We start from the raw sequence: 17,434 nt of genomic DNA on the forward strand, positions 1-17,434 counted from the left end.
ACCGGTTCTCCGCCGCTTCGCGGCTCCAAACCGGCGTGGGAGCCAGGGGTTGGGCGATAACGAGGGGATGTGGCTCTGTGGTTAACCTATGCGCAATCACATTCGAACATGCAAGCCAGCGTACCGATGTGAGCTAACTCATTGTAGAAGGTACTGCGGCATAGTCAGCCCATACAGCCAACACCAAAAAGCGACGCGCTTGGGTACACCATCCGGACTTGTGAATGATCTTTGGTTTGCAGCTATATGCCAACAAGCAGGAATTAGGAAAGGTTCCCGATTTGCTAAGGATATCCAGGAGCAGACGCGCCAGTGGCCAGTGCCCAGCCCGCAGCATGGCCGGATGCCCAGGCCCATTGCAAATTAAAACCTCCTAAGTGGCCGGTCACATCCACCACCTCTCCAATGAAGTACAGCCCCGGAAAGGCCCGACATTCAAGGGTCTTGGAGGACAGGGCATCCGTATCCACCCCGCCCACAGTTACCTCAGCAACCCGATACCCCTCGGTGCCAGAGGGCCAGACCTGCCATGACTGGCAGGCCTGCTCCACCCGGTCAATATCCGTGTCGCTGAGCTGGCCCAGGGGCTGGCTCTTCACCCCAAGATCGCACCAGCGTTGCGCTACCCGCCGGGTGAGCCGTTCTCCTAGCAGGGTCTTCAATTCCATCTTCGGGCGCTGCTGGCGCACGCTACGGATATGATCGCCTAGATTCACATCCGGGAACAGATCAATCTCCACCGACTGCCCCGGCTCCCAGTAGGACGACACCTGCAACACCGCCGGGCCACTCAGCCCTCGATGGGTAAACAGCAGATTCTCCCGAAAGCTCTTGCCATTTACATTCGCCGTGGCGTCCAGGGCGATACCGCTCAGGCCTTCCAGGCGCTTGAGGGCCTTCTTGCCCAGCGTGAGAGGCACCAGGCCTGGACGCGTAGAGCGCACAGGAATATCCAGAGACTGAGCCAAATCAAAACCAAACCCGCTGGCCCCAATAGACGGAACAGAGTAACCCCCGGTGGCTATGACCAGGGCATCGGCCTGTACGGTCCCCGTGGGGGTATCCACCTGATGCGGCGGGCCGACGCGGACATCCTTGATAGGGGCGCGGGTGCGGATCTCCACATTCGCCCTCTCGCATTCCGCCAAGAGCATGTTGAGGATATCCTTAGCGGAGCGGTCGCAGAAGAGTTGCCCGTGATCTCGTTCGTGATAGGGAATGCCGTAACGTTCCACCAGGGCGATGAAGTCCCAAGGCGTGAAACGGCTCAGGGCTGATTTGGCAAAGTGCGGGTTGGCGCAGATGAAATCCTCGGCCGTGCAGTGCAGGTTAGTGAAGTTGCAGCGCCCGCCGCCGGACATGAGGATCTTCTTACCGGGCTTGTTGGCATGATCCAGTACCAGTATGCGATGACCCCCGCCCTGTTGCCCAGCCACCCCGGCACACATGAGGCCTGCGGCACCGGCGCCGATGATTATGATGTCGTAGTAATGGGGGTCGATGGTCTGCATATTAATAACGAATACCTTCACACTCAAAGCCGGCTATCTGTCGCTGCAAGTTATGCACAAGGCTCAATGCTTGCAATTTGGACGAATAATCAGCCTATGATAATGCGCAAGTTCCACTTTGTGGTCTGGATGCCAGCCATAAGCCACTGATTTTAATGTTCCTACTGCCTGCCTGAACAAAAACTGACCAGTTCCGCCAAATGCCCGTTATGATTAGGTAGATAGAAACTCTCCACAGAGTTTTCCACAGCTTTTGTGGACAACTGCAGAGGCAGAGATACGCTGGCACCAAACAAAGTGTATCAGGCTGCTAGCGACCTAAAACGATGAGCAAAAGGCAACATCCTATGCTCGCAGCATGCGGCAGCGATGGTCGCGATGAATCCTTCATTGAGGGGTGAACAGCTTGCAGCGCGCCACAGAAGGCACAGTTAAACCAGCAGATCACCGGGGCCGACCTGCAGCGCGGCACGGATATCAGCAGGTATGGTGGTCTGGCCCTTAGCGGTAATCTTGGCGACGACGATCATCGGCATGCTCCCCTTACTGTAAGGTTCCTTTAATTCTAAGCTGCCGTAGTAGCCTTAGCCAGAAGTTCGTCCAGATCATGGATACAAAAGCGAGTTAAACTTAGGCTCGAAATATCAACGTTCTCTCCCGGAATCCCGTCAATTAGCGGCAGCATTTGCTGAAACAGAACAAGATGTCCGTTGCCGTTGAATTACAACACATGTTGATGTAGACCATGCAGTTCTGGATCAGGTGCAGCGCGAGCATACTGATCTCGTGACCCTCACGACGGTTACTCATCATCTGGCATAATCAAGATCCTGGATTTCCTTTTTTATGATGTCATGTGTCGTTGTCATGCTTAACCTCGGATCTGTTGGGTTCCTCTAAAAACCTCCCCGGCGCCATTATCTGCCCCGGTGTGGAGGACGCCGTGAATCCATCCCTGGAGGCTTCATGGCGCCATCCCTGGCGCCAAGACCTCCACACCGAGGCAAATAATGGCGCCGGGGAGGTTTTTAGAGGTTCCCTTAGCAGAAATGGGCCGATGCTTACCGTTCGGATCGGCTGCTGAGCCCCTGCAGGATTCACAGCGCTCGTGTGTTACGCGCCATCTTCAGGCGGCCGCATCCAGACCGGAAACAATCTGGACAGTGGATGCCCGGCTTCCGTAATCAAGATAGCGGCTGGTGACACAACTTTTGGGTCTACCCCCAGGTAAGCGGCGATTGGCGAGTAGCCGTAAAAGCCAGCGTAGGTCTGTGAGACGCCCCCCTTACGCGTGTTCGAGTTGTCCATGGTGAAGACATCGATATCCAGCGCCACATGGCCAGTGTCCGGCTCCTAAATCGGCGCCTGGAGCCGGCTAGCAGATCAACGTTTCGATCAACTGCGCCAAGAACGCGACACAGCCCACCAAGAGACCACTACCCTTCGCCAAGAAAGGATGCCGAAATCCGCACAATGGCGGCCGAGCATGAACAGACCCGCCTTGGCCTGGAGCAACGCCTTAGCGAGAGTCAGCAGGCCTTGGAGAACCTGCAAGCTCAGGTAGAGCGCGAGCGCAAATACTGGAAGGGACAAGAACTGCAGTACATAAAACGCTTCAACGAAATCAGCAACGAACGTGACAACTACCAGCAGCGCGCCGAGAAGCTCGAAGATCAGCTCAAGCAGGAAACGAAAATGCTGCAAAGAAAGCTAGACAGCGCCCATCAGGAGCGTAGCGTAGTAAACATCGCTCAGCGTGCCCGCCAGAGCCGCATTGTGTCGTCGAATGAGCCCGTGACAAACCGTTCTCCGTCTGGACTAAACTCGACTGAGTTTACAAGGCCCAGCGGGATGGCCCCAATACCAGAACTGGGAGACTCCAGGCGCGTCTCGACTTGCGAAGACGTGTTGAACTCGGCTGTCATAACCGGTAGCTTTTACACCTATGGTACGATGTCTCTTTTAGTTACTTTATTGTTTAACGCGCTGATTATGAAGGACATAAGGCACTACGCCAACCTCTTCGGTCTTTTTTCTTGCATTAGCCTGGAGTCATTCCCTGCAACTTTCAGTCTACCCAAACAAAAAGTATGACCTTTAGCGGCTAAAGAGGATAAAACATGAAACAAAAAACGACGATCTTAGTGGCAGCGTTGTGCATAACTGGTTGCGCGTCTATGCAGGATGATGAGTTTTCTAGTGAGGAGGTCGGTGAAGCCGAACACCTAGCTTATAATGTCGTCCCTGAAGAAGAAGAAAAAACAAAAGAGGTTGAAGATGTTGAAGTTTCTGTAAAAGCAGAGGGCGGACGCTTCGAGCCCAGTCAACGCTATAAGATAGAGGTAATTGAATATGATCAGCCATTTTTGGACAGCATAGGAGCTTCTATGAATGGTGGATCTGAAGACTACTATAGAGCAGAGTATCGCGCCGTGCCTCTAAATGTGACCTACGGGTCTTCGCATATTAGGGCAATATTTGAAATCAAAAACAACTCTGAAACAGTGATACGGCAAGACGACATTGGTTATGCCGTTTTTGTCGATGATGAACATATCGAATATGGCGAAGAGTCCACGGAGGATCTGCAACCCGAGGGTGGAAAATATGGATTTCTAATTGAAACTACAATTGATGATTTTGAGGGTGCTGAAAAAATACGCGTTGTTTTCTATGACGTAGTCGTAGCAGTGGATGAAAGAGGGCAGCCAAAGCGCCTTCAAAATTTCGACGTTAACTTTGAAGTGAGATCCTGGCAAGTGACCATGCAAGAAAATAACTTTTATGCAACTAAGACCGTTACCGATTCTGAGTTGCGTCGTTTAGATGGTACCGAGGTTAATGAGTCCGACGTCGAGGATAGATTTTTTCCAGGAGCCCTTGATTAGGATAGGTGCCAATTGCTGACCTTCTCGCAGATAAAGCCAATACCCAGAGGAGACGTACTTTTATTTGCCCGGATATCGGCCCCTTTCTGGTCAGTGTTGGTGGCACTAGAGGCCTGTCAAGGAAAGGGCGATTATCTCAAGCATGGTTTGGTATTTTTTGCTTTTTGCCTGAATCGGTTGTGCCTCCGGCACCCTCTTCTCGAAAACTTCGGGGTGGCCGTGTAAAAGAGTTGCGGCCCGTGGAATTCAGCTGAACCCCCCGAAGCAATCCCAAACATTTGAGTTTCCGCATCTAACATATAAGCATAATGAAACCCTTGAAGAGCATGTAAAACTGTTCTTCAGAAAGAGATTCTGGGAACTATTTTCAGTATTCCTGTTTCGGCATCGATGGCGCGCACGGTACCATCGGCGCCTGCGCTGTAGACGGTATCACCCTCCACCGCGACACCGAAGAACGAGCGGTCATGCCCATCGAAGACCCATTTCTGTAAGCCGGTATAAACATCGATGGCGCGCACGGTGTCATCATCGCCGGCGCTGTAGACGGTACTGCCCTCCACCGCGACACTGTAAACATCATCGTCATGCCCATCGAAGACCCACTGCTCCTCGCCGGTCTCAGCATCGAGGGCGCGCACGGTTTCATCACGGACATCGCCAGCGCTATAGACGGTATCGCCTTCCACCGCGACGTCGTGGACCCACCGGTCATGCCCATCGAAAGCCCACTGCTCCTCGCCGGTCTCGGCATCGATGGCGCGGACGGTCTCATCGGAGCTGGCGCTGTAGACGGTATCGCCCTCCACCGCGACGCCGCGGACCCTATCGGTATGCCCCTCAAAGACCCACGGCTCGCCATCGACCATGAAGGGTTCACCGGTTTCGGCATCGATGGCGCGGACGGTCTCATCGGAGCTGGCGCTGTAGACGGTATCGCCCTCCACCGCGACGCTCCTGACCGTGCTGGTATGCCCCTCAAAGACCCACGGCTCGCCATCGACCATGAAGGGTTCACCGGTTTCGGCATCGATGGCGCGCACGGTATCATCGCCGGAGGCGCTGTAGACGGTATCGCCCTCTACCGCAACATCCCGGACACGGGCCGCCGTGCCCTCATGCCCCTCAAATACCCATTTCTGTAAGCCGGTATGAACATCGATGGCGCGCACGTTGTTATGCTGGCAGGCGCCGTAGACGGTATCGCCCTCCACCGCGACGTTGTAGAACCGGCCGGGCCCCTCGAAGACCCACTTCCAATCACCAGTTAAGGCCCAGATCCATCCCTCATCATCTCCCGCGGCGAAGAGAGCATCATCCGTCACAGCGATGTCAGCTATCCATGTTGCTCCTGACTCAGTATATTCTGCATGTTCCGCATAGCCCCATAAATACTCCCCGGTTTTAGCATCAATAGCTTGTATTTCTCCGTTACTTCCTCCTATATACGCGGTTCCATTATTTGTTTCGACCGCTCGAATTGATGCACCATACCCGGCATACTTCCATTTTTCCTCGGCTGTATTAGCATCAACGGCGCGGACGGTCTCATCGGCGCTGGCGCTGTAGACGGTACCACCCTCCACAGAGACGCTATAAACATCATCGTCATGCCCCTCAAAGACCCACGGCTCGCCATCGACCATGAAGGGTTCACCGGTTTCGGCATCGATGGCGCGGATAGTGTTATCGGTACTCCCCACGTAGACGGTGTCCCCTTGTGCTGCAACGCTCCTGATGCGGCCGGTTTCGGGTTCGTAAACCCAGGCGTCATCACCCGTTCTTACTGCCGTGCCCGAAGAAGCATCTATGGCACGGACCGTTTCTCGGCAGGCGCTATAAACGGTGTCATCGATAACAGCTATATCTCGCAAGATACCATCGGTATGGCTTTCGTGTTTGGATCCGTCCCCTGATTTAATATCTATGGCATAGATGTTGTCATTTTTATCGATACTGTATACGGTGTCTTGCTTGACTGTTACTCCTGTTACCTCTGCGTCGTGTCCATCAAACACCCACCCTCTTTCACTGCCTGTAATGTCATTTGCATGGACATCCTGGTCACTGAAGCTATACGCAACACCATCCTCTAGCACATCATCCTGAAAGTCATCGGGTATTCCTCCGAAAACCCAAGCTTCTTCTCCTGTTTCTGCATCGATCGCCCGTATAGTTTGATCATGACCCGCAGTAAATACAAGGTCACTTGTTGCTGCGACAGCTGCGATCTGGGTCCCATCCTCATGTCCCCGAAAAACCCACTTACCAGCTCCTGTTTTGGTATCGATTGCGCGAACGGTACCATCATCACCGGAAGTATAGACCCTATCACCCTTGACTGTAACACCATAAACAGTTGATTTATGTGCCCATTCGGCACTCCATTTTGCGCTTGGCACTGCGCTAGCATAAAGGTGTGAGTTAAACGAGAGCATCAAAAAAGCAGCTAAACATATTGCCTTGTTTCTCATAACCCCCCCTGAACCCGGATAATTCAAGAAAAAAAGACCGAAGAGGTTGGCGTAATGCCTTAAGTGCTTCATAATCAGCGCGTTAAACAATAAAGTAACTAAAAGAGACATCGTACCATAGGTGTAAAAGCTACCGGTTATGACAGCCGAGTTCAACACGTCTTCGCAAGTCGAGACGCGCCTGGAGTCTCCCAGTTCTGATGTTGGGCCATCCTCCAGTGGAGCTTTACGGCCAGGGCCCGGGCGCGGCGCATCGAAGAAATGGCGCTGGTCTTCCAGAAGGTCCGGGTGACGGCACTCGGGATCAGGCGCACTCCCTAATATTGTCCAGAGAAGATGAGGGGTGTCGGAGGGGCAAGACGTGGACCTTCTTTTTGATGCAGGACACTAGAGCACTGTCAGGGTAAGAGCGGTTATCTCACGCATGGCTTAGTATTTTTGCTTTTTGCCTGAATCGGTTGTGCCTCCGGCACCCTCTTCTCGAAAACTTCGGGGTGGCCGTGTAAAAGAGTTGCGGCCCGTGGAATTCAGCTGAACCCCCCGAAGCAATCCCAAACATTTGAGTTTCCGCATCTAACATATAAGCATAATGAAACCCTTGAAGAGCATGTAAAACTGTTCTTCAGAACGAGATTCTGGGAACTATTTTCAGTATTCCTGTTTCGGCATCGATGGCGCGCACGGTACCATCGGCGCTTGCGCTGTAGACGGTATCACCCTCCACCGCGACACTGGAAACATCATCGTCATGCCCCTCGAATACCCATCTCTGTAAACCGGTATAAACATCGATGGCGCGCACGGTGTCATCATCGCCGGCGCTATAGACGATATCGCCCTCCACCACGACGTGGCGCATGCCCCGGCTGTCATGCCCATCGAAAACCCACTCCCGGCTGTCATGCCCATCGAAAACCCTCTCCTGGTCGCCGGTCTCAGCATCGATGGCGCGCACGGTGCCATCCCAGCTGGCGCTATAGACAGTATCGCCCTCCACCGCGACGTCGTAGACCCGGCTGTCATGCCCCTCGAAGACCCACTGCTCCTCGCCGGTCTCAGCATCGATGGCGCGCACATTTTTATCTGGGCCTAGAGATGGCGCCACGCTGGCGCTGTAGACGGTATCGCCCTCCACCGCGACACCGTAGACCCGGCGCTCATGCCCATCGAAAACCCACTGCTCCTCGCCGGTCTCAGCATCGATGGCGCGCACGGTGTCATCATCGCCGCCACTGTAGACGGTGCTCCCCTCAACCGCGACGCCGCGGACACTATCGGTATGCCCCTCGAAGACCCACTGCTCCTCGCCGGTCTCAGCATCGATGGCGCGCACGGTGTCATCATCGCCGCCACTGTAGACGGTATTCCCCTCAACCGCGACAGCCCAGACGCCGCTGCGCGAGCGGTCATGCCCCTCAAAGACCCATTTCTGTAAGCCGGTATAAACATCGATGGCGCGGAGAGTGTTATCGGCGCTGGCGCTGTAGACGGTATCGCCCTCCACCGCGACGCCGCGGACCCTATCGGTATGCCCCTCGAAGACCCACTCCCAATCACCAGTTAAGGCCCAGATCCATCCGTCGTCATCTCCCGCGGCGAAGAGAGCATCATCCGTCACAGCGATGTCAGTTATCCATGTTACTCCTGACTCAGTATATTCTGCATGTTCCGCGTAGCCCCATAAATACTCCCCGGTTTTAGCATCAATAGCTTGTATTTCTCCGTTACTTCCTCCTATATACGCGGTTCCATTGTTTGTTTCGACCGCCCGAATTGATGCACCATACCCGGCATATTTCCATTTTTCCTCGGCTGTATTAGCATCAACGGCACGGACGGTCTCATCGGAGCTGGCGCTGTAGACGGTATCACCCTCCACTGTGATGTCCCGGACAGCCCCGAAATGCTCCTCGAAGACCCACTGCTCGGCTCCTGTCTCGGCATCGATGGCGCGGAGAGTGTTATCGGTACTCCCCACGTAGACGGTGTCCCCCTGTGCTGCAACGCTCCTGATGCGGCCGGTTTCGGGTTCGTAAACCCATGCGTCATCACCCGTTCTTACTGCCGTGCCCGAAGAAGCATCTATGGCACGGACCGTTTCTCGGCAGGCGCTATAAACGGTGTCATCGATAACAGCTATATCTCGCAAGATACCATCGGTATGGCTTTCGTGTTTGGATCCGTCCCCTGATTTAATATCTATGGCATAGATGTTGTCATTTTTATCGATACTGTATACGGTGTCTTGCTTGACTGTTACTCCTGTTACCTCTGCGTCGTGTCCATCAAACACCCACCCTCTTTCACTGCCTGTAATGTCATTTGCATGGACATCCTGGTCACTGAAGCTATACGCAACACCATCCTCTAGCACATCATCCTGAAAGTCATCGGGTATTCCTCCGAAAACCCAAGCTTCTTCTCCTGTTTCTGCATCGATCACCCGTATAGTCTGATCATGACCCGCAGTAAATACAAGGTCACTTGTTGCTGCGACAGCTGCGATCTGGGTCCCATCCTCATGTCCCCGAAAAACCCACTTTTCAGCTCCTGTTTTGGTATCGATTGCGCGAACGGTACCATCATCACCGGAAGTATAGACCCTATCACCCTTGACTGTAACACTATAAACAGTTGATTTATGTGCCCATTCGGCACTCCATTTTGCGCTTGGTACTGCGCTAGCATAAAGGTGTGAGTTAAACGAGAGCATCAAAAAAGCAGCTAAACAAATTGCCTTGTTTCTCATAACCCCCCCTGAACCCGGATAATTCAAGAAAAAAAGACCGAAGAGGTTGGCGTAGTGCCTTAAGTGCTTCATAATCAGCGCGTTAAACAATAAAGTAACTAAAAGAGACATCGTACCATAGGTGTAAAAGCTACCGGTTATGACAGCCGAGTTCAACACGTCTTCGCAAGTCGAGACGCGCCTGGAGTCTCCCAGTTCTGATGTTGGGCCATCCCGCTGCCCCTCTTCGCCCGCGCGAAATCTCCATAGCCCACGGTTCGCGCTGCAATCCCAAAGAGTTCCTTGGTGAGCCGGGCCTCCAGGGTCAGCAGATCGGAATTGGTGTTGACCGTGTCCACCGCGTTGCGGTTTGCATCTATGAGATGGGTCAGGTTCTCACCCGCGACCTCGAACCCGGAATCCAGCAGGGCACGGTTCTCCAGCCAGTTCGTCCGGATTCGCTCCAAGCGAGCCTTCTGGAAACGCCGAGCGCAGGCTCATGCATAATGGCACGGCTTGCTCTCAATGTTTAGCCAGAACGGATTAGCTCTGTATTTGTAGTAGAGTCGACTGCGGTGGGGGTGTCGGACATAATAGATCCCCTTAGATGATGCCAACGCCCCAGTGTCACGCAATACCTGCAAAGCCGCGCCTTCGAGGCCATGCAATTGCTTCTCACTGACTCTATACAAGCCGCTAAACCGCCGTGGCTGATTACCGATGTCAAGTTCCAAAGGCCATGGCTCCAAAATTCCAGCCTCGTCCAAACTACGACAAGCCCTATCAGTTAGCGCCCGGTTGCGCGCTACCTGGCCAAGAAAATCAATAACCTTCTGCAACTGCGGTGTAGGCTTATCATCTGCCGTAAACAGCGGCTGACCGATATAGGCGTCCGCCTGTAATGCCGCGGATGCCTCATCCACGGCCACTACGTGCTTATCTTGCGCAGTTTCTACCAAGTAGAACGGATAGGCTCCCAGGTAGGCAGGAACATAACCCCCCCGCCAACGTCCGCGCGAATCGACAAAGGCTGAACGGCCAGATTCCACCCCTAGCAAAGCCTGTAAAATCGGGCCTGATTTCTGATAAGTGATCACCAGAGGAAAAGCACCTACCGCACGGGGCAATTCCCGACTGGTAACAGGAACGAGGTGATTCTCTGCGGCGTGGAAATAGCCTCGGGCCCGCTGCCAATAAGTATCGCGGAGCCTGTTTGATGATAACGGCTTTAATGATGATTTTTGAGTCATGCTTGCAGCGAAGGTTTTGTTTTTTGATCGCCGTTTAGGCTACGAATTCAATCTTAACGACCGATACCCCCCAAGTCTCGTAGCCAATCGCTGACCACTGAGACTTCGGAGTAACTAACTTGCCACAAGCTTATTGTGATTCGCCCAATTCACCTTGCAGCGCACGGGCGTAAGCCTGGCGTGCGGTGCGGGTAATCGCCAGCTGGCGGTTAAGCCGCTCGATCTCCTGATCTGCCACACGCAGGTTGATTAGCTGCTGACGGGCGTTTTCACTCATCTCATCAATCTTGTACTCGGTACCATCTATGGTGACAGTACGCTGCTGCGTCTCTTCTTCAGCCATCGTTTCCTCCTAGTTGAATGTCCGGTCTAACTCTGTGGCTCACGATTGTAACGGCTGTTGATTATAGTTCCTGATAAGGTGGCAGTACATCACTCATCAAAGGCTGCAAGATCAATTACCGCTGCCGCTTGAACTGCATACTCTACGAAGAGCTTCTCACAGGCGCGATGGTTCTGGCGCATAACCAATTCCGACTTGACTTGCAGGCCCGACGGCGCATTTACTCGCTCACGCTGGGACAACTGATCCCGCGTTATTCATGAGAAGCCGAGTTTAACCCTTAGAAGAGATGTTGCTTGAACAGGCTGAACAAGAGAGATTTGCCCCCAAAACCACTGACACAAAAGCGCCATTCCAGACTACCCTTAGGTACACCGGATTCACGATCGTTCAACTCTTCACTCCTCCGACTCCTTCGACCGGGAGCCTTTGCTCGAGTACTTCAACTTCCTAATTTCTTCCTGGGTCAGCGCGGGAGGGTCCCCGAGCCTGATATTTCTATTCAGTTCGACCATCAGAGCCACGATATCCTCTTTATCTGCCTGACTCCTACCTGACTTAATCGCCGTCATCAGGCTCTCCATTGGTAGCGAGAGAACCAACCCGCCCTCATCGAGCTGGACCTGGACACCAAGGCGGCGGAAAACCGCCAGCAATGCTTCCAGTGTGCTTGTCCTAACCTTGTCGACATCTCTAAGCGTCTCGACCCTATTGATGGTTGGTCGCGAAACCTGCGAAGCCTTGGCTAGGTCCGATTGGCTCATATTGAAAAGCGCGCGGAGAGTCCGAAGCACCACCGAAACCTGTTCAGCGTAACTTGGCAGATGCTCTTGACCTTTTCTGTCCTTGTGATTCATGATGAATATCATTACTTGCTTATGAATTTTGATGAACCATTTTAGCACCTCATGAAACACATTATGCCACCAATCGGGCTCGTTACAAACATGCTCACGGGGCTTACCGCGATTGAGGAAGCGTCGTCATCACCATGAGTTGACCCAACAGCAGACATGAAGAGCTTGCCACCACTCAAAATGATGCGTGAACGGAGCCGCAAAGATACGCCACACGCAAAGCGCGAGATGAAGTGCTCAAGGCTCTGTGCAAACAGAACGAGCATCGTATGGAGTTTGTGCCGGAGGATGAAATGCTATTAACTGACAGAGAAATCAGACAGCTCACCGGGCGGAAGCGGTTCGCCGCACAGTGCCGCGCCCTTGGCAGGATGGGACTGCCACATGATAGAGACCCGGATGGCCGTCCGCTAGTATTGCGGGAGGTAGTTATGGAAAGATTAGGTGGAGAGAAGCCATCGCAAGAGTGGGAGCCTGGAAGATGCTGAGCTTGAAGCCCTGCGCAGGGTGGCTAATGTAAGAATCAAGGCAATCATTGATATCGCTTACCTGACTGCTCTACGCAAAGGCGATCTGCTTAACCTGCGCTTATCGGATCTGTACGACGATTGGATTCAATGCCGAGTCGGCAAGACAGGTCAGGAGGTCAGGATTGGTTGGAGTGACGCGTTGCGAGAAGCTGTTAGCCGAGCTCGTAAATTGGCGCGCCGGGGAGGATTCGAACCCCCAACCTTCTGATCCGTAGTCAGAGCCTTAAACAGCCCTTAAACTTCTGATAAAACACAGGTTATGCCTTTCTGATATCTACAAAAGAAACACTCAAAACCCTACGTAAGCCTTTGATAAATAGGAGCCTGGTTGCATTTTTGTAGACAAGTTATCACGCTTCATGCTCGTATAGCTTATCCATGATCAAGTTTGCGGCCTGTGCTAAGGAGCCAAAGCAATGTCTTAAGCGCACAGCACGATCAGTAGTCTAGGAAGGTTTCACTTTCTTTGCGGTTTTGTTTATTAGGGCCACAGTAGCCGGAGCTATATATCTCCAATCCGGGCTCTGAGCGTCGTGTGCCACCTCTTCTGCGCCAGGCTCCCCTATTTGCCAGAGAGTTACCGCACCCCAGCACGTGTTGACCAGCGACCACCTTGGCCGGATAATTCAACTACTCAATCAATGAGAGTGTCCAGAATCTGCTCAGCAGGACGGGATGAGACAGGCTAATTCACCCCACCGCCACCTCTAATTGGGCTCTGAGGTGGTAACTTGCTTGAAGAGACGACGGAATGAAGGCTGTTCCCGGATACATTCTCGTCCCGCAAGTACGGTAGTATAGTAGGCATGACGATCCCGAACTGGAACCATCAGGGGGTCCTCCCCCCTTACGTAGGGAGTCAGACTGGTTCCGATGGCCGCTCTCCCTATCCGACGACACTTGTCGAAGTGTTAGAGCACTTTGGCACTTCCCCTGAGCGATGCAAAGTCCTTCGTGGGTTTCTCGACTATCGGCAGGAGCTGTACAGCATCGGGGTTAAGCAGGGATTCCAGTGGGTGAACGGAAGCTTCGCGGAGAATGTGGAGATTCTCGAGGAGCGCCCCCCAGAGGACGTGGACGTAGTGACTTTTTTTGCGGTGCCTTCGGGAGAGAGCCAGCAAACGCTCTTGGAAAAAAACGCGGACGTATTCCGTCCAGCCTCAGTAAAACGGCGGCATGGTGTCGATGGTTATCCAGTTCCTTGGGATGGCGGCGACTGGCAGAGGCTAGTGAAGCATGCGAGCTATTGGTACAGCCTTTGGTCTCATCGGCGTAACCACCTCTGGAAAGGATTCGTTCAGATCCCGTTGGAGCCTTCTGAAGAAGTCCCACGAGCGGTTTTGGATAACATCACGTCGGCTATCGGGGAGAATAAATAATGACGCGCCCTTCTGAACATGAGCAACTCTCTGCCGAGAAGGCGCAGCTCGAAAGTTTCCTCGCTGATGTTCCGCAGGAGAGTGCAATCGAGCGGATAGCACTAGAGGATCGCTTGGAAAGTGTTCGCGTTCGGCTCGAGGAGCTCGCCACCAATAGTAGCGAGGCAGCCCGGGTGAGTCTGACCTTCTCAGGCAAGCCCGTGCTGAACTCCGAGGGTATTTTGGCCGATTTCAGTGCAGCGGCTTTGCAGAAATTCGAACAGATGGTGGCAACGGTGGGTGCTTATCTACGCACAGGCGAACTTAGGTCCTCGGGGCCATTGCCAGCACGGCAAGAACACCGCCTTATGATCACAGGGACCACCGTGGGATCTTTTGGCTTTCATCTAGAAGAGAGGAGCGAACCTGAACAGCCGGAGATGGGGTTAGAAGATAGCTCGGTCCGAAAGGCTTTGGACCGAGTAACTCGTGTGATAGAAGGAGCTCTAGAGTCCGAAGAGGCACTAGCTGAGGAGGTCTCCGATCTTGATTCTCGCTCAGTGCGAAGTCTGCATGAATTTATGAACACAGTCGCAAGTCGTGATGCCTGGTTCCGGCTGGAGGCCGTCGGTCGTCGCGTGGAATTCCCCGACATGGAGCATCTAAGCCGTACTGTGGAGTGGCTTCAAGAGGACAATATCCATGAAGAAGAAGCGGAGCTGCGGGGCACTCTCGAAGGTTATTTGCCACACACGCGCACCTTCGAGCTTGCAGAAGACGAACTAGGCCTCGTGAAGGGTAAAATAGCTCCAGCGATTGACGATCCTCATGATTTACAGCCCTACCTGAAGAAGCGGGTTACTTTGAGCGTGCGGAAAACAGCTCTTGGAGGCGGTAAGCCCCGATTTGCTCTTGTATCCCCTCCCAGTTCGCCGGACGAGGATGCCGACGTGTAAACTAGCCGTCGTAGCCTTCTCTAGCTGAGCCAACGCTGCTCGGCATCTTCCACGCGGAGGCGGGTTTCCAGCGTGTATAGCTGGATGTCGAGCATGTCGAGCGGCTTGGCTTCCTCGCAGGGCGTACTTGGCGGCTTTGATCAGCGGATTTTTGGGTTCAAGTCCGAGTTGTTGCTATGGCTATTCATTGCGTTGGCTTCCTTCTCCCCACTTCATTGCACCCAGCCAGAGGAGCTTGCCTAATGCGGGTGCTGCTGTGGAACAAATGAAAACATACGCCGCAGGACTCCACCCAAACCAGTAGCAGATAAAGCCGGTCACGATGCTTACCACGGATAGCACGAACGCAGAGCTAAGAATAACTGGGACAAGAGAACTCCTGGGCGGACCTATTAAGAAGGCTGTCATAGCGACGACGAATAAAGAAAGGAGCAATGAGCGTACGAGAAGATCTATCAAGCTTTCGCCTTCAAACCACGGCAAGCCAATCGTATCAACTATAACTAGATTGCTAGACATAAGCGCAACGGCAAATACCCCGAGACTGCCCCCAAAACGCTCAGATAGATCACGAAGCGTATCTGGTGATATCAAACCCGACCTCCACTGTCATACCAGTTTATTCAAAAGACGCGATCTTTGCGCGTATTTTACTGATGCCGTATAACGTCATCCATAATCCCGTATTAGGACGCGATAGCATCATTTTACCTATGAAGCCCGTACTTCGATCCACGAACGTCAAACGCCGGCCAGGTACCTTCGAGGATATCAACAGATGAAGCCGCTATACTCACGCTCTCTATTGATCCCGACTTATAAACTACCGTGTTGTTTTGGTCTGTCACGATTTCTGCTACTATTATCTGATTCGCGTCACAAACAATCGCTAAATTCGGATTGTGGGTTACTATTATAACTTGCCGATGCTCTGCGGCAGATTTGATAGCACTCACAACCCGGATAATTCACGACAGGTAGGAAATAAAGGTTGGTGCGGCGCTTTATTTCCTTCATAATCAGAGCTGTACGAACACGGAAAACAAAAGGAAACGCCGCACCATGGGTGAAACGATACCTCTCTTCGAACCATCTTTCAATAAGTCTCTGCGGGTCGAGACTCGACCGGAACGCCTTAGCTCTGAGGCGGGAGTAATGCTCCAGCGCGAGGCTTTTGAGCGTACTGGAATCATCTCCTGGATGAGCGCACGACTAGAGGATTCCCGTGATCAAAGTCGTGTAAAGCATTCACTTAGCGAGCTGCTGCGCGATAGCTTAACCATGATGGGCCAAGGCTGGGATGACCAGCGTGATGCCAGCACCTTGGGCAACGATCCTATGCTCGCAGCATGCGGCAGCGATGGTCGTGGCGAATCCGTCATTGATCGGGGCCTTGCTTCGCAGCCAACTATCTCTCGGCTGTTAGACATGCTGGCGCACGAACATAACCTAGATGTGCTCAATAAGGCGCTTCTCAAGCTAGTCGAGCAGCGGATACGCTCCCGTAACAAAGGGCGCCGCGCGCGAACCATGACGATTGATGTCGATGGTGTCCCATTGCAGGCTCATGGTCAGCAGCCGGGCAGCGCTTTCAGCGGGCACACCGGACAACGTCAACATTACCCGCTGTTCGCTCTGTGTGCAGAGACCGGAGATATGATTGGAGTGCTGTTGCGCCCAGGTAATGCAGGCCCGGCGAGCGAGGCGGCGGCTTTGGTCCCGCGGCTAGTCGAGTACTTGCGCACTCATGTGGCTGAGCAAGTTCGGGTGCGACTGGATGCGGGGTTTGCCGACGCTAACACCCTCGCGGCTTTGGATGCGCACAAGATTGAGTTTATCGCCCGATTGCCTAGGAACCAGGCCCTTGAGCGCCACTTCGAACCACACCGCTACCGGTGTGGCCGCCCTTCAAAAAGAGAGCGTGAGTGGACTAGGGAGATCAGCTATCAAGCAGGCACCTGGGATCATCCCCGGCGTGTAGTCATGGTTATTCGAGAACGCCCTGGGGAACTATTCCGCGATGCTTTCTATCTGGTCACCAACGTTTGCGGCAGTCAGCGCTTTGTACGCAGCCACTATCAGCGGCGCGGCAAAGCAGAGGCACATTTTGGCGAGTTTAAAGATGTGGTTGGCGAGTCGCTTCCTTGCACCTGCCGGGGCAAGGCGACAGAACAACAGGTGTTAGCCCGCAGCCAGGCGCTTCTAGGGCTTAGAGCATTGGCTTACCAGCTGCTTCACATTCTACGCGAGAGCATGGAGCGTGCTACAGGTGATGGCTGGACCTTACGCCGACTGCGAGAACAAGTGCTCAAAAGCGCGGTTCGGGTGCTGCGTCATGCTCGCAAGTTGCAAGTCATTTTAGAGCGCCGCTGTGCTAAGCACTGGCGCGCTTTGCTGCGACGTCTGCCCAAAGAGTACCCAGCTCCCGGATAGATTTGATCCTTGAGCTTAAAATCAACTAGGCTCAAGCCGCTGGAAGCAACCCGGCGGGGGGTCGCTGTGTCTATAAAGCGCATTTTCGGCTCTTAGTAACCACTAG

At 53.4% G+C, this 17,434-nt stretch carries 16 protein-coding genes and 1 pseudogene; 7 read left to right on the forward strand and 10 right to left on the reverse strand.

Annotated features, from left to right (window positions below):
- Positions 1–284: 284 nt before the first annotated feature.
- Together HH1059_RS06855 and HH1059_RS06860 are read right to left on the reverse strand one after the other, a co-directional pair.
- Positions 285–1,511 carry a BaiN/RdsA family NAD(P)/FAD-dependent oxidoreductase gene (locus tag HH1059_RS06855; RefSeq protein WP_096409475.1) on the reverse strand — a complete coding sequence of 409 codons (1,227 nt, stop codon included), beginning with the start codon at positions 1,509–1,511 and terminating at the stop codon, positions 285–287.
- A gap of 431 nt (positions 1,512–1,942) precedes the next feature.
- Entirely contained in the window at positions 1,943–2,047 is a 105-nt protein-coding gene (locus HH1059_RS06860) for an AbrB/MazE/SpoVT family DNA-binding domain-containing protein (protein WP_231901896.1), read from the reverse strand.
- A gap of 937 nt (positions 2,048–2,984) precedes the next feature.
- On the opposite strand from HH1059_RS06860, the gene HH1059_RS14145 reads away from it, so the two are divergent.
- Both HH1059_RS14145 and HH1059_RS06875 read left to right on the forward strand, forming a co-directional pair.
- Positions 2,985–3,605, forward strand: coding sequence for a hypothetical protein (locus tag HH1059_RS14145; RefSeq protein WP_096409478.1), 621 nt, complete (start codon positions 2,985–2,987; stop codon positions 3,603–3,605).
- A gap of 26 nt (positions 3,606–3,631) precedes the next feature.
- On the forward strand, positions 3,632–4,399 hold the full coding sequence (locus HH1059_RS06875) for a hypothetical protein (RefSeq protein WP_162549416.1): 768 nt from the start codon (positions 3,632–3,634) through the stop codon (positions 4,397–4,399).
- Between the two features lie 341 nt (positions 4,400–4,740).
- Here HH1059_RS06875 and HH1059_RS06880 read toward each other — a convergent pair whose 3' ends face one another.
- From HH1059_RS06880 to HH1059_RS06905, 7 genes are all read right to left on the reverse strand, one after another.
- Positions 4,741–6,873 (reverse strand): WD40 repeat domain-containing protein, encoded by a 2,133-nt coding sequence (locus tag HH1059_RS06880; RefSeq protein WP_162549417.1) that lies wholly within the window; start codon positions 6,871–6,873, stop codon positions 4,741–4,743.
- 622 nt (positions 6,874–7,495) lie between these two features.
- Positions 7,496–9,622, reverse strand: coding sequence for a WD40 repeat domain-containing protein (locus HH1059_RS06885; RefSeq protein WP_162549418.1), 2,127 nt, complete (start codon positions 9,620–9,622; stop codon positions 7,496–7,498).
- 152 nt (positions 9,623–9,774) lie between these two features.
- Positions 9,775–10,068 carry a CRISPR-associated endonuclease Cas1 gene (locus HH1059_RS06890; RefSeq protein WP_096409485.1) on the reverse strand — a complete coding sequence of 98 codons (294 nt, stop codon included), beginning with the start codon at positions 10,066–10,068 and terminating at the stop codon, positions 9,775–9,777.
- 30 nt (positions 10,069–10,098) lie between these two features.
- Positions 10,099–10,851, reverse strand: coding sequence for a SapC family protein (locus tag HH1059_RS06895; protein ID WP_096409486.1), 753 nt, complete (start codon positions 10,849–10,851; stop codon positions 10,099–10,101).
- A 130-nt stretch (positions 10,852–10,981) separates the two neighbouring features.
- Positions 10,982–11,194 carry a DUF6447 family protein gene (locus tag HH1059_RS06900; RefSeq protein WP_096409488.1) on the reverse strand — a complete coding sequence of 71 codons (213 nt, stop codon included), beginning with the start codon at positions 11,192–11,194 and terminating at the stop codon, positions 10,982–10,984.
- An 89-nt stretch (positions 11,195–11,283) separates the two neighbouring features.
- On the reverse strand, positions 11,284–11,436 hold the full coding sequence (locus HH1059_RS13300) for a hypothetical protein (RefSeq protein WP_162549248.1): 153 nt from the start codon (positions 11,434–11,436) through the stop codon (positions 11,284–11,286).
- A gap of 156 nt (positions 11,437–11,592) precedes the next feature.
- On the reverse strand, positions 11,593–12,051 hold the full coding sequence (locus HH1059_RS06905) for a helix-turn-helix transcriptional regulator (protein ID WP_162549419.1): 459 nt from the start codon (positions 12,049–12,051) through the stop codon (positions 11,593–11,595).
- 293 nt (positions 12,052–12,344) lie between these two features.
- Between HH1059_RS06905 and HH1059_RS14095 the strand changes: the two genes are divergently transcribed.
- The 4 genes from HH1059_RS14095 to HH1059_RS06925 all read left to right on the forward strand — a co-directional run bounded on the left by HH1059_RS14095 (position 12,345) and on the right by HH1059_RS06925 (position 14,895).
- Positions 12,345–12,539: a DUF4224 domain-containing protein gene (locus tag HH1059_RS14095; protein WP_162549420.1), complete on the forward strand. Its 195-nt coding sequence runs from the start codon at positions 12,345–12,347 to the stop codon at positions 12,537–12,539.
- Positions 12,496–12,789 (forward strand): tyrosine-type recombinase/integrase, encoded by a 294-nt coding sequence (locus HH1059_RS06915; RefSeq protein ID WP_096409492.1) that lies wholly within the window; start codon positions 12,496–12,498, stop codon positions 12,787–12,789. Before HH1059_RS14095 ends, HH1059_RS06915 begins: the two co-directional genes overlap by 44 nt.
- 598 nt (positions 12,790–13,387) lie before the next feature.
- On the forward strand, positions 13,388–13,960 hold the full coding sequence (locus tag HH1059_RS13810; RefSeq protein WP_096409494.1) for a DUF6932 family protein: 573 nt from the start codon (positions 13,388–13,390) through the stop codon (positions 13,958–13,960).
- A complete protein-coding gene (locus HH1059_RS06925; RefSeq protein WP_096409495.1) occupies positions 13,960–14,895 on the forward strand; it encodes a hypothetical protein in 936 nt (311 codons plus the stop codon). The genes HH1059_RS13810 and HH1059_RS06925 overlap by 1 nt, the downstream gene beginning before the upstream one ends.
- Positions 14,896–15,602: 707 nt before the next feature.
- On the opposite strand, the pseudogene HH1059_RS14100 reads toward HH1059_RS06925, so the two are convergent.
- Positions 15,603–15,854 (reverse strand): annotated as a pseudogene (locus tag HH1059_RS14100) (hypothetical protein); the annotation flags it as partial.
- Between the two features lie 103 nt (positions 15,855–15,957).
- Here HH1059_RS14100 and HH1059_RS06935 point away from each other — a divergent pair.
- Positions 15,958–17,328 (forward strand): IS1380 family transposase, encoded by a 1,371-nt coding sequence (locus tag HH1059_RS06935; RefSeq protein ID WP_096409498.1) that lies wholly within the window; start codon positions 15,958–15,960, stop codon positions 17,326–17,328.
- Positions 17,329–17,434 lie beyond the last annotated feature (106 nt).

Origin of the sequence: Halorhodospira halochloris, from assembly GCF_002356555.2 — a bacterium.
Lineage (GTDB): Bacteria > Pseudomonadota > Gammaproteobacteria > Nitrococcales > Halorhodospiraceae > Halorhodospira > Halorhodospira halochloris.